The 23,158-nt window shown below is 31.0% G+C and carries 13 protein-coding genes and 2 CRISPR repeat arrays; of the genes, 3 read left to right on the top strand and 10 right to left on the bottom strand.

Going from position 1 to position 23,158, the window contains the following annotated elements; genetic code table 11:
- Positions 1-2: 2 nt before the first annotated feature.
- Together ACAM25_RS13370 and cas6 are read right to left on the bottom strand one after the other, a co-directional pair.
- Positions 3-2,633, bottom strand: coding sequence for a hypothetical protein (locus ACAM25_RS13370; protein ID WP_369610192.1), 2,631 nt, complete (start codon positions 2,631-2,633; stop codon positions 3-5).
- A 288-nt stretch (positions 2,634-2,921) separates the two neighbouring features.
- Positions 2,922-3,716 carry a CRISPR-associated endoribonuclease Cas6 gene (gene cas6, locus ACAM25_RS13365; protein ID WP_369610191.1) on the bottom strand — a complete coding sequence of 265 codons (795 nt, stop codon included), beginning with the start codon at positions 3,714-3,716 and terminating at the stop codon, positions 2,922-2,924.
- Positions 3,717-4,229: 513 nt separating this feature from the next.
- Here cas6 and ACAM25_RS13360 point away from each other — a divergent pair.
- Positions 4,230-4,583 carry a hypothetical protein gene (locus ACAM25_RS13360; protein ID WP_369610190.1) on the top strand — a complete coding sequence of 118 codons (354 nt, stop codon included), beginning with the start codon at positions 4,230-4,232 and terminating at the stop codon, positions 4,581-4,583.
- On the opposite strand, the gene ACAM25_RS13355 is transcribed toward ACAM25_RS13360, so the two are convergent.
- A complete protein-coding gene (locus ACAM25_RS13355; RefSeq protein WP_369610189.1) occupies positions 4,563-5,873 on the bottom strand; it encodes an HD domain-containing protein in 1,311 nt (436 codons plus the stop codon). The genes ACAM25_RS13360 and ACAM25_RS13355 overlap by 21 nt on opposite strands.
- Before the next feature lie 430 nt (positions 5,874-6,303).
- Here ACAM25_RS13355 and ACAM25_RS13350 point away from each other — a divergent pair, with 430 nt between their 5' ends.
- Together ACAM25_RS13350 and csa3 are read left to right on the top strand one after the other, a co-directional pair.
- Positions 6,304-7,101 carry a hypothetical protein gene (locus tag ACAM25_RS13350; RefSeq protein ID WP_369610188.1) on the top strand — a complete coding sequence of 266 codons (798 nt, stop codon included), beginning with the start codon at positions 6,304-6,306 and terminating at the stop codon, positions 7,099-7,101.
- Between the two features lie 31 nt (positions 7,102-7,132).
- A CRISPR array of direct repeats spans positions 7,133-13,355; the repeat unit is 24 nt; unit sequence CTTTCAATTCCATAAAGGATTAAC.
- Between the two features lie 279 nt (positions 13,356-13,634).
- Entirely contained in the window at positions 13,635-14,324 is a 690-nt protein-coding gene (gene csa3 / locus ACAM25_RS13345) for a CRISPR-associated CARF protein Csa3 (RefSeq protein WP_369610187.1), read from the top strand.
- A 420-nt stretch (positions 14,325-14,744) separates the two neighbouring features.
- Here csa3 and cas4 read toward each other — a convergent pair whose 3' ends face one another.
- The 7 genes from cas4 to cas3 form a co-directional block, all read right to left on the bottom strand.
- The gene (cas4, locus tag ACAM25_RS13340; RefSeq protein WP_369610186.1) at positions 14,745-15,272 is read right to left on the bottom strand and encodes a CRISPR-associated protein Cas4; all 528 of its coding nucleotides are present in this window, start codon (positions 15,270-15,272) and stop codon (positions 14,745-14,747) included.
- A 31-nt stretch (positions 15,273-15,303) separates the two neighbouring features.
- Positions 15,304-15,573 carry a CRISPR-associated endonuclease Cas2 gene (cas2, locus tag ACAM25_RS13335; protein ID WP_369611696.1) on the bottom strand — a complete coding sequence of 90 codons (270 nt, stop codon included), beginning with the start codon at positions 15,571-15,573 and terminating at the stop codon, positions 15,304-15,306.
- Positions 15,574-15,772: 199 nt separating this feature from the next.
- The gene (cas1, locus tag ACAM25_RS13330; protein WP_369610185.1) at positions 15,773-16,693 is read right to left on the bottom strand and encodes a CRISPR-associated endonuclease Cas1; all 921 of its coding nucleotides are present in this window, start codon (positions 16,691-16,693) and stop codon (positions 15,773-15,775) included.
- A 15-nt stretch (positions 16,694-16,708) separates the two neighbouring features.
- Positions 16,709-17,551 carry a type I-A CRISPR-associated protein Cas4/Csa1 gene (cas4a, locus tag ACAM25_RS13325; RefSeq protein ID WP_369610184.1) on the bottom strand — a complete coding sequence of 281 codons (843 nt, stop codon included), beginning with the start codon at positions 17,549-17,551 and terminating at the stop codon, positions 16,709-16,711.
- Between the two features lie 540 nt (positions 17,552-18,091).
- A CRISPR array of direct repeats spans positions 18,092-19,271; the repeat unit is 24 nt; unit sequence GTTAATCCTTTATGGAATTGAAAG.
- Between the two features lie 306 nt (positions 19,272-19,577).
- On the bottom strand, positions 19,578-20,729 hold the full coding sequence (locus ACAM25_RS13320; RefSeq protein ID WP_369610183.1) for a hypothetical protein: 1,152 nt from the start codon (positions 20,727-20,729) through the stop codon (positions 19,578-19,580).
- A complete protein-coding gene (locus ACAM25_RS13315) occupies positions 20,726-21,481 on the bottom strand; it encodes an HD domain-containing protein (protein ID WP_369610182.1) in 756 nt (251 codons plus the stop codon). The genes ACAM25_RS13320 and ACAM25_RS13315 overlap by 4 nt, the downstream gene beginning before the upstream one ends.
- A gap of 2 nt (positions 21,482-21,483) precedes the next feature.
- On the bottom strand, positions 21,484-23,088 hold the full coding sequence (cas3, locus tag ACAM25_RS13310) for a CRISPR-associated helicase Cas3' (protein WP_369611695.1): 1,605 nt from the start codon (positions 23,086-23,088) through the stop codon (positions 21,484-21,486).
- Positions 23,089-23,158 lie beyond the last annotated feature (70 nt).

The raw sequence follows: 23,158 nt of genomic DNA, 5'->3' as shown, positions 1-23,158 counted from the left end.
TTTTACATTAATAATCTAGCAATATAGGCTCGTAACTTATCCTCTCTCTTATATTTTATAGAGAACGGAGCTTTTTTCTCTCTTTTAATATATTCTTGGACATAACTGTAAATATTGTCATTTACAAATTTTTTATAATTTTTGAATTCAGGGTAAGGAATATCTTCACTTGAAGTCTCAAAGAATTCTGAAAAGCTCTCTATGTCTTCTGGTAATTTTTCATATTCTTCACAAAATTCTTTCAAGCTGAATACATTAAGAGGACCTATTGGGATATTATTTCTTCCAACAATAACTGGGACGATTCCTATAGAATCTGAATTCCCTTTCTCATCTATTTCCTCATTTAGAATGTAAAATATAATTGAGATAGGAGTATAGGATTTTGCCTTAATTAAGTATATTAGCACAGAGTTTGATATAGGAGATATTTCATCACCTAAAACATTATTTAACTCTTTAAGTATCTCTATAAATTTACTCAAATCGCTTTTTCTTATCACTGTTAAAACTAGCGGTGTGAATGTGGACGGATTTATTAATATTAACTGTTTAATTCTCTTATAATACATCATAGCTAATAATTCTTCTCCCAATATGGAAAAATGCAATCTAATACTAAATTCTCTATCAAGAGATTTAGGAATATCAACGAGAACTTTTTCAGTCTCTCTCACTAGATCGGTTTTTACAGTAGATTCTTGAGTAGTACCTACAGAATCACTTTTCATTACTTCCTTCAGCTCTCTTAACTTTTCTCTTAAATTTTTTATTGTATTAATCTTACTTAAAATTATGCTTCCTATGTTATTTAGATCATTTGACTTTTGTCTTAATACTTCTTTTATGATATTTATGATATCTGGTAATTTCTTAATTTCAGTAATATTAGTATTTTCAGAACCTAAAAATTCATGGATAATAAAGTCAGTAACTACTGAAAAATCTATTCTGCTACCTTTTCTATTACTCATAATTAAGGTATCAAAGAATTTTTTACTTAACGACTCGTCAAAATTCATTTTTTCTTTCAATTTTTCGTATATATTCTTAACTCTTTCAAAGCCTTTATTTTTCGATATGTTCTCACTTAAGAGTATTTCTTTTACTATTCCCAAATATTTATTTATATCGTCCTTTACTAAGTTATATAATTCGTCTTTCATTTCGTCATAATATTTGTTTAACTCTACTATTCTTTCCTTATAATTTTTTAGGTTAAGCTTCATTGCAATAAAAATAACATCGTCAGAACCATCTGTAATATCATCAATACTCCTCCCTTTATTTCCACTACTTATAAAGAAATAATTCCATCCATTATTTTTAATATCATTTAGGTTCCATTCCTCATCTCCCTTCTTAAGTGAGGATGACCTACCTACATGAAATGGGGATAATCTTACAGCAAGACACACATTACATAACTTTACATCGTTTCCTAGAATTTCCTTCAGTTTATCATTTAATTTTACAGCTTTCCTCCTTTTACAAACCTCACATAATTCATTACTTGTTTCAGCACCTTGAAAAGTTATTTGCATATGAGTTAACTCTCCACCTTTCTCATTAACGCTTAAAAGGTTATTCAGAATTTCAGCGTTCTCGACATATTTTTCGTCTTTATCATCAATGTGTTCATGTGCAACTATTCTAACGTTAATAGAGACACTGTCCTCTATTAGCTTATCTTTTGAAATCCATTTATCTAACACCTCATCTAAAGTTTTATTGATTCCCTCTTTTATACACTCTTCTATGTGATCTTTGTTTTTAACGAAAAATCTTATCTTCTCATGATCAGCAGAGAAAACAAAGGGGGTAAAGAAATCGATTAAAGGAGAATTATACAAATCGTTTGAATATTCAGTCAATTTATCTACATCAGCTATAGATTTTAATATCTCATTGAAGTTTTGATCAACTTTTTCGAAAAGGCAATTATTTAAATGATATAAGAAAACTTTTGTTATTGCGTAAACTCCTTCAGCGTCTTTCAAAGTAATAAAATTTGAATAAAATGGATTATTTATTTCAACAAGGTATATATCCTCAAGGCTTGCTAATAAGGCTCCTCTAAGATGAGCTAATAAAGAGATATCATTACCTGAAATCCAACTCCTCTGAGGAAAAAACCTAATAGAATCTACAAGAACTTCAAACGATTTAATATCTAACTTTTGTTTACTACATATGTTGTATTTAATATTATTAAAAGTATTGTTTCCATATTTAGAATCTAAATAATCCTTCAAATATATCTCACTTAAATCCTTAAATTTAGGCTGAAATGTTGTCTTAAATAGATTAAGGTTTTTAGAGAGATATATTATTGGAGATAAATTAAGCGGATTTAAAATATAAGAAGGTAAATTTTTCAGTATATTCATGATCTTTACATTGTTAGGGATAAAACATTTACTCTGTTCTGCAATACTAGCTATTCGATCGTAATTCCTATACATTTCCTCAAGAGAGCTAGTAGACTTATCTTCGGACTCTGAGTCACCTTTTACAAATAAAGCCTTAAAAATATCATGAAGGTAGGAGGCTGAATGATTTGAAATTTTTTGTAAATAAGCTGATAAATAATCATATAAAATCTTATCATGACCTTTGTTACAACTTTCCATTTAACTATACTATCGTAAAAATAAGTATTTAAATCTTTTACAGACACACTAAATTATAAAAATGGAATGTTTCAGACTCTGAGTGTGCCTTTAATGTCGTTGAGGTATTAATTATTTCTATAATTTTCCAATAATTGCTTAATCTTTAGCATATATAAAAAGCTCACGCACAGATTTTATCATTCATCAACTACAGTTTCACTGAGATCTTTTGCTTCTAATCACACAGTGTATTTATCATTCTCGGGATTGTCACACTTAAACTATGACTGATGAAGACACAAAAGACTATTTATCATTCTCACTCAACAGTTTAACCTCAATTTCACCAAAGCCAATATTTCTACTTTTTCCAACTCCAAAGTAATTTCCGTAATCTAATAATTTCTTCACATTTTCCCTTATCTTGCTCCCTCTCTTAGCCCTTAACTCATATATAACCCACCCAATAAATCCTCTGTTTGGAATATTACCGTAATAGACAGTTACTGGTTTTAATCTGTAATTAACTTCTCTAAAATAGTATAAAGTCTTACTTCCAGTGAGTCCAACAATTTTCTCACTCATGTTTTTATTCCAATGTGATACAAGAGAGGCTAAAAATAATGGTACGTAAGGGAATAAAACGTATCTATTCATCTTATTCTTAATTCTAGGACGGGGAGGTTGAATCAATGCTGGCGTTCTGAAGTAGACTTTGTAAAAGCGGGAATCTTCTAACCCTACATCCTCTTTTATCTTTACGTCTTTTAATTGAACGTCAAAAGTTGTGTTAAATAGCTCTTTTTTAACGCTGTCAACTTTTATTGCTTCCTTTACTATTTCTTCTCTCATCGTACTTACAGAAAAGGAGTAAGTCTTTCCTCCCGTTAGTGTAATCTTTCTTTTTCCGGTTGAGTAAAGAGGTTTTCCTTCATCTTTTACCACTGTTATTCTTATTGGTTTATAGCTTTCCTCACTCTCAATTAATTTTGAATAGGAGGGAGAAAATTCAAGGAATAATGTTCTGCTTAGCTTTGAAGTGAAAGGAGGGATTATTGCATCGTGTGAAGGGGTAAGTTCAAAGTTTAAAATGAATATCATTATGAATAGAAATTAGGGAGAAAAACTTAAAACTTTTGCGTAGAGTGTGATTAACAATCTTGTTTTTTACAAAATTTGTTAAATAGGAATTAATATGAACTATGTCTTTTTCATTGGAAATGCAACGGATTAATTTTAATCATATAAACTTTCTTTTTCATAAGTCATCTAATTAATTGGTAATGTCGTTAGACTCACTAAGAAAAGGTTACACATGCTATAGCCTCTAATAGCCTAAGTAATTTACTCAGTGAATTGGTAGGAGTACTATATTATGGCTTAATCTTTCTATTTTTTACTATCTTATTTTTCTTCTTTTAAGTTTCAGATAGAGAACATAGTTTTTCAACTTTTTATTACAATAATAAAATTGTCGGACATTCTCTAGCTAAAAATTTGTTGGCTCATGTGACATTAGTTTTGATAATCCTCAATTACTTTCAGTTACCTCTCTCAGTATAGTGAATTATGAAAGTAGTTGTTTATAATATCTACTTAAATAACTATTATATCATGATATCACTTGAAAAACTTCAGGCTAACGGATATATTAATTGCTTTAAGCACAATTTACCTAATTTTAATGATTTAACTATTCAATCACTTTCATTCGTTCTCGTTTCAAAAGAGAGTGACGATATAAGTATGTTCGAATACACTGAAGAGGGCATAAAATTCACTGAGTACTTAAATCCACGTATTGATGGAAATGAGTGTGCTAAATACTTAGATGTAATCAAAAAATATAACGAGAATGTCATAGTAGAAACAGCAAAGAAATTATGGCTTCATTACATGGGCCATAAAGTCACTTTCACTCAAGAGGAAAAAGAATTGTTAAGAGGCCTAGGTATTTCTGAATTCTAATTTAATTTTAAATTCGTCTTCAAAGTACTCTTTAACTTCTCTAATCAAATTTTCATCATTATATACGCCTACACATATTTTGTACCTTGAGTGAGGTACTTTTAAGCTATCTTTTGCTGGTTTATATTCGTCCCCTACATGAATCAAGATATTTTTTATATCAGACTTTACATATTCATCTGTTATAATTACTTTTCCGCCATGCTTTATTAGGAAATTGTATATTTTATCTTTATAGTTCTTAAAGTTTTTGCTAAAATTCTTTGCTATCTTATCAGAATATATGATAGCTTTCTTATACTTTTTCCTTTCAATAATTGCCTCATAAAAATGCTTAAATTCTGGGTCATCCTTCTTGTTTTTTAGTAAATGCAAAACCGAATCATCAGTAAAGTATAAGAACTTCTCAGGTTTAGTTATGTTTTCAAAATCTATCAAATCTTTGTAAATTGCATAAGCAATAAAGTAAGCCATAATACCATTATAGATTGAAACTACCGGATGTTCATAAACGCTACTATACATGTGAAATCTTGCGAGGAAATAATGCTCTAAATCATCAATGCTTTTAGGTTGAAATACGTAGAAATATCTTTCAGGTTTACATCCGTCTAGAGCACTGATGTATTCGATTTCGAACTCTCTAAGTCTATCAACGTCAATTAAACCAAACTTTGCCCCAGCGAAGTAGGCATCTCTTTGTAGGTAATCTAATCTATCGACATCAAGGTCAGAATTTATGATTAACCTAGCTAATTTTGAATCTTTACTCTTTGGATCTACATATACTTCCTTCTTTAAATCTGCAACCTCATCCTCATTCATATATCTTAATACTACTATTCCTATATAGTCATGAATTTTCTCGGACCTTTTAGTAATGCCTATTTCTTTCTTTATAAACGAATTTATTTGTTGATACTTATTTGAATTATTGTTGAGGTATTTATCGAGATATTTTAGTATTTCAAAGGCCTTTTCAAATGTATGTGAAAAAGGGAGATGACCAATATCATGATATAAGACTAATTTTTCCAAGGTTTCCCAATCTAGACTTAAATCGTTTTTCTCCGTCTCAAAAACTTTATCTATTTTATCTTTCATTCTTACCAATAAGTGATAAGCTCCAATGCTATGTTCAAATCTTGTATGATTCATTGAAGGAAAAACCATGTAAGCCATTCCATTTTGAATTATATATCTTAACCTCTGAAAGTAAGGGGATTTAATAAGGTCATCATCAATAGAAATAAGTCCATAAAGAGGATCTCTAATTCTCTTCATTACCATAGATAAAAAAAGTTAACATAAATATTTAAAACTTATTTCCAGAATAATGAGTATTACTAGAAAATAGGGTTCGAAGCAGAAACTGAAAGGGTAATTTTAAAACAAACTTCGCATATAATTTGACATGCTTATAAACAGTCATGTACCATATCTAAATCCGATTTGGAAATCCTTTGCAAAGACTTCCTATTATTTTCGTCATGAAATTTCCTTACTATAATTAGATGCTTTCTCTCCAATTTAAAATAAGGAAAACTACATTCTCTTCATTAAACTTTAAAAGGAAAAAATTAACTATAGATGTTAGGTAATAACATCAAGTGCTTGCTAAACTAACGAATTTGTAAAAACAAAGTACTTAACTGAAAGAATAAAATCAACAGAAACTGTAACTATATAAGCTTTTATATCTTCGCTTAAAACATAACTTGTGAACCCTCTTACATCTTCTCACATTAAGCTTGTTTCGTACATAATATATAGGCTTTCAAAGGAAGAAGAAATTCCAATTTCAGAAATTAATGATAAGTTTAAGAAAACATTTCGAAATAACGTCCTTGATGTAGTTAACAACTTGTTTGTTCAAAATGGCACTGTAGAAATTCAAGGAGACAAACTAGTGAGGGGAAAAGCTTATTCCTTAGGTAAAGATCGTTATGTACCTCAAGCAAAGTATGTAATTAAAGAATCTGAAACCGGGAATAAAACCTGGAGCTACACATATCTATTTACACCATTTACAAAATTAGAGAGACTATTTGCAACAATAAGAGATTTTTACAAACCCTTACCGCCTACAATTGTAAAATGCAGAAAAATTAGTATTATTGACCCATTAAATTTAGGTAATGTTAACTACGAGTGTGAAGCACATCAGAAAGATAATATGATGATCTTTGACGTTACGTTTAACCCACCTTTACAAGCTGGTCAATTTGCTAAAATAAAATTTTTCAGTTGGATTAAACATTACTACGGTGTAACAGTAAAAGAGATAATTGAGAGATATGGAATAGATTATAGTTTTGAAAATATATTAATTTCCTCTCCGTTATATTATTTACAATTTAGGCTTGAATTACCCTGGAAACCTAGCTTGATTCAAGTAGATAATTCGACTAAAACACCATTTCAATACAATATGAAATCGATAGGAAATGTGTACATATTTGACATATTTAATCCACCTCCAGCTACATATAGTTTCATGTGGAGGCCACCTAGTTAGCTTGTGTTGTAAAATTCAGTTAATATTATTTCTTAAAATTTCATAGAAGATTATCAATTTGTGCTCTAGTTATACAAAGAATTTTGTCACTTATCTTAAAATTTCATAGAAGATTACCGCCCAATTGGATATAACACTGTTACGTGTTTGTGAATATCTTTCAATTCCATAAAGGATTAACCACCTGTGATCCAGCCTAGGGGACTTGGAGGGTTTGTTACTTTCAATTCCATAAAGGATTAACGCGCTACCTGCAATGTACTCTCCAGTTGCCAGGGCTAGATACTTTCAATTCCATAAAGGATTAACTTCTTTATAAAGAACATATCAATGAAACAGTTGTTAGTGCTTTCAATTCCATAAAGGATTAACAAGGCAAGTTTGTACATATGGAATAAAAAGACTAGCGGAGACTTTCAATTCCATAAAGGATTAACGTATGCATTTGTACATTGAGGATTCTTTCGATTACGTCAAGCTTTCAATTCCATAAAGGATTAACAAAGTCTTCAACAGCATGATGAACAATATTACCAAAAATAGCCTTTCAATTCCATAAAGGATTAACTATAACATGAATCCAAATATAGACTTACAATTTAGCACTTTCAATTCCATAAAGGATTAACAGATATGCCTACTCTCTTCGACAAGATAAATAATGACGTAGCTTTCAATTCCATAAAGGATTAACAAAAGATATACAATAACATTGTAGAATATTGCGAAAGATACTTTCAATTCCATAAAGGATTAACTTTGGTTGCCAAGCATAGTTAAACAATGAGGCATAATAGCTTACCTTTCAATTCCATAAAGGATTAACAACGAACTTTAACGTTTTTGTTAATGGAAAAGCGATAAATTACTTTCAATTCCATAAAGGATTAACTTGAGGATGGAAGAAGAAAGATAGTAAGACTGACTGATACTTTCAATTCCATAAAGGATTAACTAGGAAAGGTAATCACGATGGTGCTATTGCAGGGATTATAGCCTTTCAATTCCATAAAGGATTAACTCCAAGACATACAACAATTATGGGCTAAGGCAAAGAATTTCTTTCAATTCCATAAAGGATTAACCTGAAGAAGATATGGCAAAAGAAGAGATGAATACTACTTTTCTTTCAATTCCATAAAGGATTAACATATAACTAAATAATCACAACAGTGTGATAAAAAAATACTTTCAATTCCATAAAGGATTAACCTAAACGATGAATTATCAATTAACGATGTAAGAGAAATGCTTTCAATTCCATAAAGGATTAACATTAGCGGAAGAGTGGATAGAAGCCCCCAGGCTATGCTTCTCTTTCAATTCCATAAAGGATTAACATGTTAACATCACAAACAGTATCATCAAGGTCACATTGTCCTTTCAATTCCATAAAGGATTAACGGAAATTATTGTTGATTGCATCATAGAAGTTTATGCCTAAATTCTTTCAATTCCATAAAGGATTAACATATTCTACATCAAGCACTGAAATAGAAGAAATGATAGTACTTTCAATTCCATAAAGGATTAACACAGCATACGGTGTCACTGGTCCTCAAAGAGCGATCTATCACTTTCAATTCCATAAAGGATTAACCCTCCAGTGTACAAATTTAGAATTGTCTATATCTTGTTCAACTTTCAATTCCATAAAGGATTAACTTATGCAATGACAGTCCATTCTAGAGCCAATTACAGAAGACAAATCTTTCAATTCCATAAAGGATTAACCTCCGCTGGCTCCTCCCCCAGCTGCTTTTGGCTTTCTAAACTTTCAATTCCATAAAGGATTAACAACAATTTGGTTTGCCATCTTTTCACCCTCAATATATAATCTTTCAATTCCATAAAGGATTAACCAAAATTCTCTTCAAAATTCTCTTTGTAAAGCTTATATACTTTCAATTCCATAAAGGATTAACCAAACTAGAGGTAGATTTGATTTAAAGAAACTTGACGTATGCTTTCAATTCCATAAAGGATTAACACAAACTTCGCCATTTTACGGCGGGGGGCGGGTCATTCATGCTTTCAATTCCATAAAGGATTAACCCATTCTGTGACCAAGAAAGATACCAAACCAACACCATTAGCTTTCAATTCCATAAAGGATTAACAAGTTAAATAGGGCATGAATTCATCTACAACTGGATTTTTCTTTCAATTCCATAAAGGATTAACTAAAGGATAAAGCAAATGCTCTAATATCATCAAGCCACATCTTTCAATTCCATAAAGGATTAACGGCTAAAGGCTCCAGAGACAAACTGAACACCAGGCCAAACCTTTCAATTCCATAAAGGATTAACTGATAAATCTGTTCCATCTACCACGTCCGATTTTGTTTTATCTTTCAATTCCATAAAGGATTAACTTGATACAAATGAAAATTTCACTGGGGGTAAAAAATTGTAAACCTTTCAATTCCATAAAGGATTAACTACTTCTATGATGAATATCCTGGCAAAAAGTATGCTTATTCTTTCAATTCCATAAAGGATTAACGCTGGTACAATTATCAATACAAGGATATAGAACAATGGAACTACTTTCAATTCCATAAAGGATTAACTCAAGTATGCGAACGATATAATCGCTGTATTATCCCAGTCTCTTTCAATTCCATAAAGGATTAACAGCGGGTTGCCCTGTCTCCCTCTTACCATGTAAATAATTCTCTTTCAATTCCATAAAGGATTAACTCCATTTTGAACTCTTTATCACTGTTTAAGGCAAACGTGTCTTTCAATTCCATAAAGGATTAACATAACGAGTGCTGACGTATGAGCAAAAAATAAAAAACAGCTTTCAATTCCATAAAGGATTAACTAAATACTAATTCTACTACTAGATCTTTTTCCGTTATTAGCTTTCAATTCCATAAAGGATTAACTTAAACATAAAGCCTGTTATCATCAAGCCTGGCGATAGATTCTTTCAATTCCATAAAGGATTAACCCAAATTCCCGTGCTGGGATCCCGGCACTAGTCCTGACTTTCAATTCCATAAAGGATTAACTGGAATAAAACTATACTACTGGAAAAAGTTGAAGGGGCTCTTTCAATTCCATAAAGGATTAACAAAAAAAGAAAAAATACCTTCACAACTCATGAGTTATGAACTTTCAATTCCATAAAGGATTAACTTGTCATGAAAGCTTTTATATGAGTTCACAAAAAGTATAGTCTTTCAATTCCATAAAGGATTAACTCAATCAATATCACCTTCTGATGAGAGTTGGGGCTGGAATACTTTCAATTCCATAAAGGATTAACATAAAATACGTATCAACCTCATACGCATCATCTAACTTTGTTACCTTTCAATTCCATAAAGGATTAACGTCGTTTGCGAATCTGATTTACGACGCGCGAAATAATATGTTCTTTCAATTCCATAAAGGATTAACTAACGCACGTTTTTTGGTTAACGTTCTGTTAAACCTGTCCTTTCAATTCCATAAAGGATTAACATAAATAGTAGTGATAAAAGGATGATATATGATGAACGTTATCTTTCAATTCCATAAAGGATTAACCTTTATCTAACTCCTCAAATCTGTTTGTTGTTGCAATTACCTTTCAATTCCATAAAGGATTAACCTAAACTAGCCTATGTACAGAAATTATTGTACGAATTGTCCTTTCAATTCCATAAAGGATTAACTGTGATATTTTCTATAATAGAAGTCGCGAAGAAAATTTTCTTTCAATTCCATAAAGGATTAACTATTGGGCATGCTGATAAATCTGCTGAGCTCGCTGAAGAACTTTCAATTCCATAAAGGATTAACGTAAATCTCCATTTCTACATAAACGTCTTGTTCTTTTTTATCCTTTCAATTCCATAAAGGATTAACTATAATTGCGGATCCAAATAATACAGATCCAATTTACATCTTTCAATTCCATAAAGGATTAACGCGGATCATTATCGCAGACGTTCGCTGGAAGTTTCAATTCTCTATCTTTCAATTCCATAAAGGATTAACATTCATCTATTTGCAATATTTTTGAAATTCTGATAATAAAATCTTTCAATTCCATAAAGGATTAACCGGCACTACAAGATTATATGAATAAGACAATAGGTAAAGCATTCTTTCAATTCCATAAAGGATTAACAAATAGGCTGGCAATTAACGAATATATCAGTATCAATGTCCTTTCAATTCCATAAAGGATTAACATTCAGCGCATGCTTACACGCTCTCAGGCCGAGCTCTGCCTTTCAATTCCATAAAGGATTAACTTGACCATTGATGATAATAATGGGCTTTGTTGCATTAGTTCTTTCAATTCCATAAAGGATTAACCTATTATGCAAAAAACAAAAGTCACGCATTGGTAAATAAAACTTTCAATTCCATAAAGGATTAACTCCTTCGTGAATTTAGAGAATGGATAATATCGACCACTTCTTTCAATTCCATAAAGGATTAACACTGTGCAGTTGCTGAGGCACTTGATGTTGGTGATAATGTGACCTTTCAATTCCATAAAGGATTAACGTAGTTGCGATGACGCCGTAGGAAAGCCTTGAGGAGGTAACTTTCAATTCCATAAAGGATTAACTGATGAAATAAATGAGTTATGCAGTGAGATAATACCAACCTTTCAATTCCATAAAGGATTAACATAAGTGTAACCCCACTAGGACAGTCACCTAAAAAGAATTCTTTCAATTCCATAAAGGATTAACTCAGTGTAACATCAAAACCTAATCTTGTTGCTGAAAGTGTCTTTCAATTCCATAAAGGATTAACTCCAGTTACATTAGGTGCTGTACAAAACCAATTTAGGAACTTTCAATTCCATAAAGGATTAACAGTATTTTTTATACTCAAATTCGTTAAGAATGTGCACGTTGATTCTTTCAATTCCATAAAGGATTAACTTCGTGGAATGGCATAATAGATGGAGAAGAATATCTTTAACTTTCAATTCCATAAAGGATTAACTAAAAATATGTTACCATAAACCTAACTTACCAAAAATGAGCTTTCAATTCCATAAAGGATTAACTTGACGACAGAGGAATACATAGAATTGCCAAATGATGTTACTTTCAATTCCATAAAGGATTAACACTACGCTTCAAAGATAATGCACCTTGTGAATGAAAAACTGCTTTCAATTCCATAAAGGATTAACACCTTGTCAACAGCTTCAAGAAATATTTTTGCTATATTTCTCTTTCAATTCCATAAAGGATTAACTAAAGATACAAGCGTGGCATAATCCTAAGGTATGGGACGTCTTTCAATTCCATAAAGGATTAACCGTACTACCCCAAAGCGCCAATACTCCCACAGACTCGGAACTTTCAATTCCATAAAGGATTAACATCAGACTGGCTCAGCTAAATTACTTCAATATTATCAAAACTTTCAATTCCATAAAGGATTAACTTAAATCTAGTAGTGGATCTACTACTATTTAATATAAATGTCTTTCAATTCCATAAAGGATTAACTGGTGTTTTGGCACAAATTTCATATTTGATAAAATCTATTCTTTCAATTCCATAAAGGATTAACTATACAGTTGCTTTGTATAGGTTTAGAGCGTTTAAGATAGCCTTTCAATTCCATAAAGGATTAACATTCCTAGCCCTAATGTACTACCAATTCAATTCGCTATTGGCTTTCAATTCCATAAAGGATTAACGTCTTAAGTTGCCCAAAGGTGCTTTTTGCATTGCGTTAGGCTTTCAATTCCATAAAGGATTAACTGAAAAAATCACTTTATCAGACGAACCATTTCAAATTTAATCTTTCAATTCCATAAAGGATTAACAATCAGATTTTAAACAACTAATAAATCGATGGAAAATTCACAAGAACTTTCAATTCCATAAAGGATTAACGAGCTTTTGCAAAATCAATGAGTAGTATTGTATATACGTTGTCTTTCAATTCCATAAAGGATTAACATTGAAGCATAGTAGCAAAAAGGATTGTAGAGTAGAAAGCTTTCAATTCCATAAAGGATTAACCAGTTTAGCTTAGCCAATTTGCTGATAAGCATATTTCTGCTTTCAATTCCATAAAGGATTAACCTATATTTCATAAATCATTTATGGATTATATAATAGATTACTTTCAATTCCATAAAGGATTAACTGTGCTTTCTGTATATGGTCCTATGGTTCCACCAGTATACTTTCAATTCCATAAAGGATTAACTGTTAATCCAGCGTATACTTCGCAAACGTGTGTGAGGTGCTTTCAATTCCATAAAGGATTAACTGAAGATTTTTAAACTGTTCCTTATTTATATTTACTCTTATTCTCCTATATAAGTTTTATGTTCTATTTTTCTTCTATATTTTTCTCTCAAAATTATTAATTCCCGTGTTTTTCCGGGAAATTTAGGTTTTCTCTAAAGAGGTAATTAATTTAGGCTAACGTCCTACCTGTCTTGTTATTAAGGTTTAACGTCTTTCTCTTACAAACACGGGAACAAAAACTAAAATTCTTTATCTTTCGATATAAAAAAATTTATACTGGTAATACCAATATTAATTCATGGTAAAGTCTTACTTTGTTACCATAGGATTTTCAGAGACTTACCTCTTAAGGTTGTTAACAGAAACTTCAGCCAAGGAGGAGGATAGGTTTGTTATTGTAGTTCCTTCACCCATCTTAGAAGGAGTAAAGGTTGCAATAGAAAATTTGAAAGTAAATTCCTCTCGATTAAATTATCCTTCACCTGAAGTTCATGAAATTTCATTATCTGATTTTCCGTCTACACTTTCTCAGTTGATAGACTTACTATTACCTCTTCCAGAGCCAATAATTACTGAACTATCGGTTGGAATGAGAATGCTGAATACTCTCCTTTTTCTTTCAATCTTAATTAGTAGGAAAAAATACACTGTTTATGTTAGGGATGAGGGAGGAGGTGCAAAAGTCATTTCTTTCAACTCCGAAGAAGTTAATTCGTTGTCAAGAGACCTTTCTAATGAGGAAATAAAAATGTTATATTCTATAGACAAAAATAATGGCATAAGACCAAGAGATCTAGCTATTGATTTAGGAAAAAGCGAGAAAACCGTATTAAATAAACTTTCAGACTTTAAGAAATATGGATATATAGTAATTAAAGGTAAAGATAGGTTAATTGAACTTACACCCTTGGGTAAGATCGCATTAACTATTCATAATGAAAGTAAAAAATACTTATCTAAAGTAGAGCATACTAAGTGCGAAAGTTAGACCATGGAATTGCAAATTACAGATATTTATCTAAAGTAGAACATATACAGAAGTTTAATAATGCAAAAACATGAGTCACTGAGCACATTGTGGATCTTGAATAAAGCATATACTTGGCCGATTTTTTGTTTTGCCCTACAGTTACATTTATATAGTAGATCCCGCTGATCGTCTTGTATACTTCTTAAGTATTTTATTAGTCTTGTTGTATCTGTACAGTAGATCCCTAGCAGGGCATGCACAGAAGCTTAATAAATTGATCTTTATTTTAACTGATTTTTTAATCGAAAATGGAATTTAATCAACTTCAGAACCATACATCATCCTATTAAGACTTCGTTGTGATCTACAAGGTAAACCCTTAGTGATTAATATTATAATGTTTCATTTACACTAACCTATTGATCCTCCCTTTTCTTATTACGTTATGGCTGCAATTGGACAAACTTTCCTATATTGGCAGGATTTACAAAGGAGGGGTGGAGGATTTGCTGTTGGTGGAGAGTCGTTATCTAAAACTTCATTGATTTTTTCCGTAATTTTTTCGACATATTCAATGTGTTCTTTTTCAACCTCTATATTCAATTTCATCTCCTTCCCCATAAAGAGTATAGCTCTTTTTATTCTAAAACCATTTTTATCTGCTAAGAAAGCGTAGGAAAGTAATTGAACTCTAAAGTGATTGAAATACTTTCTAGGAAATGCTTTGATTTCTACGACAGAGTCGGAAGTTAACACATCTACGATTCCTTGCAAACCAGAGCTTTTATCCCTTAAAAACACTTGAAAGTATTTTGGATTTGGAAATGAACTCACAATCTCTTTTTCTTTTATCTTCTTTCCTATCCTTAGTCCGTCAGTCTCTGGTTCTTTCCAATTAAGCTTTTTCCTTATCCAAGGAATAACTGGACAAAGTAAGAAGTCCTTTAAGTCTGTTACACTGACCATTTTATCACCCTTTTATTTTCATCTCAATCATCTAAACTATTAATTGGTTAACTATTTCTTCTCTTCCAATTACTATTCTGTTTTCCCAATCTCTCAAACCTAAAGGAACTATATGAACAATATCTGTAGATGGATCTATAATTTCCTTAATCACTCTTATCAGGTTTTTAATCCTTTGTGGGTCTAAATTCCCTTCAAAAGCACTCTTTTGTATTCTCTCAAGTCCGTATTTTTTTAACTCATTTGCTAACTTATTCCTCTTTCCATCATCTGAGACATCATAAACAACTAAAACTATAATGTTCTCACCCTTTTATATTCTTTGTAGTTCTCAAACTTCTGTGTTGTTGTATCTTTAAGTCTTTAGAAAAATTTCTATTCGGCTTTACAATATTTTGTAATAAATATATAAGATATCTCATAAGTTTAAATGGAATTGACTTCTCTTTATAGAGAGGATAGTGCTCATTTTCACTTTTAATTATACTAGAATTTTTCATCTACATCACCAATCTAAACCCTTTATAATCCCTCTTCTCCCTAATAGATGAAGCGAACTTAACAGCATGAGCCCTAATAGCTTGATTTACACTCTTTGGATTATGATCATCTTCCTCCTTTACTTTCTCTTCCAAACCCTTAACAATAATCTTAGCTAATTCACTTCTGCTATCCCTATCTATTAACCCCTCCTTTACTTTCAGTCTAAACCCTTCCCTAAAGGCTCTCACTAAAATAAAGTCTACATAGGGCTTAAACATCTCTGAAAAATCAAAAACTAAACTCTCATTCCCCGATCTATCTTTATGAATAAAACCAAGATACACATCTAGACCAGCAATAAAGAGGTATTTCATTACTCTATTATAAAGGATTGCATAAGAGTAATTTAATGCCAAGTTAAACTGGTCAATTGAATCAACGTCTCTCCCTTGGAAATTTATGTCTTTAGGAAGAATTAAAGCTAAGTTTCCCCAATAGACTCTAGCAGCTGTTGGTTCTTCATTATAATATTTAGTTAGTAAAGAATTATAGTCAGTTCTTATTCCTTTCCTAGCCCAGTATTTTAAGTGAACTGCTTGATTGTATATTTTACTCCTAATTATCTCTTCTCCATATTTAGTTTCATTATTTATAACAGCCTCGTATTGCCTCTTTCTCGTTTTTACAGTTTGAGTAGCGATAGAAGGTAAAATTATTCCCCATGGAGAATCCCTAATGTCAAGAAATATTATGTCAATCCCGTGAGATATAGCTAATCTAATAGCTTGAGTAGAAACTAAGATAGAGGCTGTTATTAAGATCTCATCGACCTCTGATGGAGAAATTTCAGCGATCTTCTTTTTGTCTTTCTTTAACACAAATATCTTATTTTTTACCGTGAGAAATGAACCGTGATCAGAAATAATTAAGGTCTTCATCTCACTCACTCTTAATCATTTACTAACTTTTTTACAGTAAGAGAGGAAGGGACATGATTGAGAACAATTTAATGAAACTCCAGGATCTTTTCCTTCAGCAATTAAATCAATAACCTCATCTCTATAGTCTAAGAACATCTTTCTTAAATCTGAAGAAATATAATAAACCTCCACTTTAAATTCTGGAGATTCTTTGTTCACTCCATTAATGTAAAGCAAAGCACCAAAATCAATAGGCAATTCAACTGCACTCTCTAGAGCTAAAGCATAACCTGCTAAAGCTAATTTATGAAAATCTTGACTGTTACCAACTTTAGCTTCCAAAACTAAAGACATTTGAGTAATTGCATCAATTGAAAGTTTTGATGAGAGACCTAAAGGAGAACCATCAACTTTAAACTCTGAAATTATTGGTAAAAATCCAGTGGAGTCAGAGAAGTCTGAGATAAAGTCAACTAAAAAAGCTTTATAGACATTTAAGCAATATTTGTAAAAGTTAGGGCAAAGATCTTTAGTTACTCTTTCAGCTTTTCTTAGTAAAATCTCAAGTATTTCCCACGCTTTGTAAGACGATAGTTTAACTATTTCTTGAGATAAATATGATAATATAGCATGAACAGATGAGCCTAAGGCAAGGTAAGAGTTAGTCTCTGGGGATACTTTTAAGACTTTTCTGAGATATACGTCTCTTTTAGTATCACAATATCTATAGGCAACATCACCCATTGAAAGAGAGAAATATCTTCTAGGCTTTATTGGTGGAGTTGTATAGTTCCACCCTCTTAGCTCCTCCTCTATAGGGTCAGAGGCCCTATAAGAGTGAAGCCTTCTCAATTGTCTTAATATTTGAGATCTCATGAATGTATTTTTTGTATAAAATCTAATAAACGTGAGAAAGGGAAAGGAGAAAAAATTCCTTAATAAAATAAGGAAATGAGAGATAAGTAAAAGTATTCGAAAGGAAATGAAAATATTACCTTCCCGGAAAAAGTCGGGTTAGAAGAGTGAAGAGTAAGGAGAAAATGTACGTGAGAAAAATAGAAAATAAAATTGATTTGTTTAGTCTACCTTAATTTGCTTATAAGGTTATAGTAATGGAAACAGTATGTTAAGTATATAAGTTTTGGATAGAAATAATAATAGATGCTATAGAATATAATTAGATACAGTTTTTTGAATTTTTGTTCCCGTGTTTGTAAGAGAAAGACGTTAAACCTTAATAACAAGACAGGTAGGACGTTAGCCTAAATTAATTACCTCTTTAGAGAAAACCTAAATTTCCCGGAAAAACACGGGAATTAATAATTTTGAGAGAAAAATATAGAAGAAAAATAGAACATAAAACTTATATAGGAGAATAAGAGTAAATATAAATAAGGAACAGTTTAAAAATCTTCAGTTAATCCTTTATGGAATTGAAAGATTGCCATAAACTATTTCTCGTCAGTTAATGGTAGGCAAAAGTTAATCCTTTATGGAATTGAAAGAATATAGACAGTTACTATAGTGTTCCATTTGTACAATATGTTAATCCTTTATGGAATTGAAAGCATCAGCTTCGCTCGTGCACGAGACACTGAATCCGTCATCGGTTAATCCTTTATGGAATTGAAAGTAATACTTCTACAACAATTTCACCATCAGTATCATCAACAAGTTAATCCTTTATGGAATTGAAAGATTCCTACTGTATTATCATATAGAACGGCAATTGCATTGTGTTAATCCTTTATGGAATTGAAAGAGTTTTTCAATTTCATCTAAAACGTCTGGAAAGATTATTAGTTAATCCTTTATGGAATTGAAAGGGTGGGTCTGGCAGCGCGCTGCTTGGCTTTTGCTTTCCTAGTTAATCCTTTATGGAATTGAAAGTAAAGATATAAAAATCAATTTGAATTTCTTTTCTTTTTTCAAGTTAATCCTTTATGGAATTGAAAGCCTGGATTTTGCCCAATTATTTTTTTAATCAAGATTTCCCCGTTAATCCTTTATGGAATTGAAAGCCTCCTTCACGATCAACTCTGCGCGATTTCTTCCAGCTTTGTTAATCCTTTATGGAATTGAAAGAAATCAAGAGCAACAACTTTACCAGTCTTTGGCGTCTCTGTTAATCCTTTATGGAATTGAAAGTTCATCCCTAACGTCGTGGGGTATTCGCCTCCCTTTCGGGGTTAATCCTTTATGGAATTGAAAGAGAAGATTATTATTCGAGATTTTACTAGCTTTAGCATTGTTAATCCTTTATGGAATTGAAAGAACCTCGTCGTTTAGCCTTAACGGTTCTTGTGCGACTAGGGTTAATCCTTTATGGAATTGAAAGTGGTTTTAAAGGCATCACTGTTGCTCGTGGTATGAAATTAGGTTAATCCTTTATGGAATTGAAAGTGAGAATACCTTCTCTCTTTTACCTCATCCCTTGTGATGAAGTTAATCCTTTATGGAATTGAAAGCTTCTATCGTATCTACTGGAATAACTACAGGCTTCCTCGAGTTAATCCTTTATGGAATTGAAAGAATCCTATGGCAAATATAAACATCCCCATTACGAAGTAAAGTTAATCCTCTATGGAATTGAAAGTTAGCAGTCACCGGTATCGTCCCATGTCCATCAACCGTTAATAAGCCATTATGGAACTAAGAAAATTACACGTTAAATGATAAGGAAAGTATCAGTCATAGCGTGAGCTAATCTACCTATATAAGAGTCACTTATATTATGAAAATTCTATGTTATTTCATTTTTCTTCTCTATTTCTATATTTGCTAATTTTCTAGTTCACTAGCATTATAAATCTAAACCTATTAATTGTTTTTCTTATACTTCCGTTGATTACAATTATTCTAAGAATTAGAGGAAAAAATTAGTTTTAGTATTATATTACGTTTATTGACCACGGTAAAATTCCTTACTGTACTGAAAGCTTAAAAGGACTTCAGCTAAATCTTTAACTGATCCTACATCAAGGTTGTTCTTACTCACAAACATCGAAATGTCCCTTATAACCTTATATACATCTTCTGTACTATAAATTAAGTATCTAGCTAGTTCAGTCATTATTACCATTCCATCTTTATTACTCTCATCTTTATTACTAATGAAATATTCTAATAACTTAGTAAAGTACGGATAAGTAGCCTTTATTAACGCTATCTTATCGAGAATAGTATTTATGTTTAAAATTAACGGCTGTAACGCTCTCTGAAATTGGTTAGATAATTTTAATCTCCAAACTAATACTGATATATTGGTGTTAAACGAATATAAGGTTTCTCCTATGCTTAATGAATATAATAATGAAGCTGGAATTGTCATTTCAGTATCATAAATTGTTATTGTTTTTCCCTCAGTAAACCTTTGTAAAAGTAGTGCATCTGTACCACTTATTTCACTGTCGGGAATTAATGATATAAAGGTTTTGGTTTCATCAGTAGTATTTTCCTTTTTCACTATAGTATTTATTAGAATAACTCCAGATTGAAGACCTATATTTGAAAATGCAAAGCAGTGATTGCAAACTTGATAAGATACATCTTCAACTTTCTTATTATTAACCCAATACTTACCATAAATGTATCCTAGTGGTAAATAGACTGTTTTATTTTTCGTACTTCTTCTCTTATTTTTCGTACTTTTTCTCCCTTCTTTGTTTTCCTCTTTATGTTTAAAATCATATATTTTGCTTAGATCCTCCTTTTTTTCTTCTAATACATTTATTGAATCTAAGAAAGAGTTGAACCAAATTGGTAAAACAGACTTATTTATGTTTGCGTCCCTAATTTTTGATAAGTATTCAGACGAAGATACAATATCTTTATTAATTTCAGTTTTGTCATCTGTTTTATTGATAGCAAGTTCTAATTCCTCTTTCATTAACTCAATAAATGATGTATTAGGTGTATTAAAATCTCCACATATTACGAACTTTTCTCCTACTCTGATAACTCTAGAAATTTTATTTCCATAAACTTTTATAATTCCATGCATTATTAATGAATCAGTTATTATTCCATGACCTGGAGTAATTATGCAATTCATTTGCATTTCACCCCCTTAATTAGTTCAGCTCCATTTAAAGCTAATCTGGATATTTGTGTACCTGCATCCTCTTCATTATTTCCTCTATCTAATGTTGCACTTACAGAATCTACTACAGAGAGTAAGTGTAACACTGAGGCAACTTTGTTTCTAAATTTTAGTCCTTCAACTATTGTAAAGGATATTATATCCTTAATAGTATCGTATACTCTGTTTTTATCAATTTTCCTCATTATGCTATCCATTAAGTTTATTTCGTCGGTATAATATTTCTTTACTTTTTCATAATATGGATCTTGCATTAAATCATTACATATGTAAGTAAAGTCTGAAATCTCAATTACCTTTTTGATAGTTGAAAGTGGTATTATTCTCTCATTATATTTCCCAGCATAAGCACTTAATATTATTCCCTCATGGTGTAATAAAACGGCTGTTGCAATAACATTAGAAACATAATCATTGTTAATTGCCTTTGTTAATTCTTTATTTACATATGCTCCAACTATTTCATGTCTATATTGAAAGCTTCCTCTTTTATTCAAATAAGCTTGTAATAATTTACCAGCATCATGAGCAAGAAAGGCTATTCTCATAAGCCTATCAACATCGACATTTTTCCCTAATACTCTAGCTAAATTTTTCATGTAATATTTCTTTATTTTATCCCAAACTAAGTTCATACAGTAAATGTGCTGTAAGTAAGTTTCAACACAATTATTATTTTTATCATAATAAGCACAGCATGTCATTTTTATCCCTGTTTTTTCTTTCTTCTTTTTTCTCCTTTTTTAGTTTTATTTTCTTCTTTTAGTTCTGGAAGTAACCCTAATTCTGAATCATAAAGTTCATTAGCAGTAAACAATATCATTTCACCTCCTCTTTTTATTATAGCATTATCACATTTTAAAATATCATCTGTTATATTACTTTCAGTTTTTTGACAAGATTCCTTAATCCGATTAATTAATTCATCTAACCTTTTACTATTATAATCATTAATGAGTGAGATCGATACTTTTAACGACTTGTTTGCTAATAAATCACTTAATTTCTGATAGTCTTTAGCTTTGATTGCATTTAATATTTTCTCAAACTCATTTTTATCAGTTATAACGTAAAGAGTTACATAGAATGAAGGTCTTAAATATACATCGTTATCTGGCGGATAAGAGAAAAGATGTAAATTGTTTAAATATTCAACTGCAGAAATGTAGTGACTGTCTCCTTGACGTGCTAAATTATTTATAACTTCATTCTCATAAACATTATCAAGAAGTGACACAATGTTGTCCACATCACCAATATCAAGATCACTTCCAGCCTTCTGTAATATATCTTTAGTCTTTGTAATTAGGATTTCTGGGTAAGGATAAGCTGATGGAGTGTCTAATAAATAAGCAGTAATTTTATCTTCTCTCACTCTACCAAAACGTTGAATAAGGGAATCTAATGGAGAGATTTCAGTATAAATTTGATTAAAACTATAGTCTATTCCAACTTCTGCGGATTGAGTTGAAACTAATATATATTTATCAAGTTGTTTGTTCTTTTGAGCTTCATCAAGCTCATCTATAATTTTATTTTTTTCCTCTAATCTAAGTAATGAATGTAATAATAGAACTTTATAGTTATGGTTTAGGCTTTTCTTTAGATTTTTATAGACTTCTCTTGCTCTTTCAATTGTGTTTAAAAATACTATGGACCCTCCTTGAATTTTATTAGGTAATTCTGAAATATTAATATTTCCTTCTATGATCACTTTTTTATCTATTTTAGGTACCTTTATTTCCTCTTTCTCACAATTAAAGAAATTCAAATAAGATGTTGGTATTGTAGCAGAAGATAATAAAACAATCCCACCGGATTCAATTAAACTACAAATGATTTTAGACAAGATTCTAGGTCCTAAAAATACTTGGTCTTGGATTAGATGAGCCTCGTCAATAACAAGAAATGAATTCATCAATAAACCAGCTGGTATTGTATATCTTCCAGTAGTTACGTTACGGCTAGTCCAAGTCATCACTCTTTTAGCCAAAAAACCATAAGCTAGTGCATCAATCGTGGTTAAAGTTATGTTAGCCGTATATAAAAACGTGGGACGAATTACCTCACCGTGATCTTCACCGACTGTTACATCTAGTTTTAGAGAATCTCTATATACTTTTGCTCTTTCTAGCATGTTATTTAGTAATGCATGAACAGGCTCAGCAACATACATTCTGCCAGCAAAATAATCGTTTTTTATAAATTGATAGAAATAGATAGAAAAGAATATTTCACTTTTTCCATATCCAGTAGGAGCCTTAAGGATAAAAAGTTTCGGCTCATTGTTACTAAAAATTTTTTCTGCTATTGAAGCTTGGTTGTTTAATCTACAGTCATCAATATTAATATTTTTATTTTTATAATTTGCCCATGCAGTG

The sequence above is a fragment of the Sulfurisphaera javensis genome, assembly GCF_041154675.1.
Classification (GTDB): domain Archaea; phylum Thermoproteota; class Thermoprotei_A; order Sulfolobales; family Sulfolobaceae; genus Sulfurisphaera; species Sulfurisphaera javensis.
Note: the sequence above shows the minus strand (reverse complement) of the source record. Positions and strands in the feature narration are given on the sequence as shown.

Bases quoted from the DNA above. Each gene is read 5' to 3' on its own strand.
- csa3 (WP_369610187.1), top strand. From the start codon at position 13,635: ATGGTAAAGTCTTACTTTGTTACCATAGGATTTTCAGAGACTTACCTC.
- ACAM25_RS13370 (WP_369610192.1), bottom strand. From the start codon at position 2,633: ATGGAAAGTTGTAACAAAGGTCATGATAAGATTTTATATGATTATTTA.
- ACAM25_RS13320 (WP_369610183.1), bottom strand. From the start codon at position 20,729: ATGAATTGCATAATTACTCCAGGTCATGGAATAATAACTGATTCATTA.
- cas6 (WP_369610191.1), bottom strand. From the start codon at position 3,716: ATGATATTCATTTTAAACTTTGAACTTACCCCTTCACACGATGCAATA.
- cas4 (WP_369610186.1), bottom strand. From the start codon at position 15,272: ATGGTCAGTGTAACAGACTTAAAGGACTTCTTACTTTGTCCAGTTATT.
- ACAM25_RS13315 (WP_369610182.1), bottom strand. From the start codon at position 21,481: ATGACATGCTGTGCTTATTATGATAAAAATAATAATTGTGTTGAAACT.
- ACAM25_RS13360 (WP_369610190.1), top strand. From the start codon at position 4,230: ATGATATCACTTGAAAAACTTCAGGCTAACGGATATATTAATTGCTTT.
- ACAM25_RS13355 (WP_369610189.1), bottom strand. From the start codon at position 5,873: ATGGTAATGAAGAGAATTAGAGATCCTCTTTATGGACTTATTTCTATT.
- cas4a (WP_369610184.1), bottom strand. From the start codon at position 17,551: ATGAGATCTCAAATATTAAGACAATTGAGAAGGCTTCACTCTTATAGG.
- cas1 (WP_369610185.1), bottom strand. From the start codon at position 16,693: ATGAAGACCTTAATTATTTCTGATCACGGTTCATTTCTCACGGTAAAA.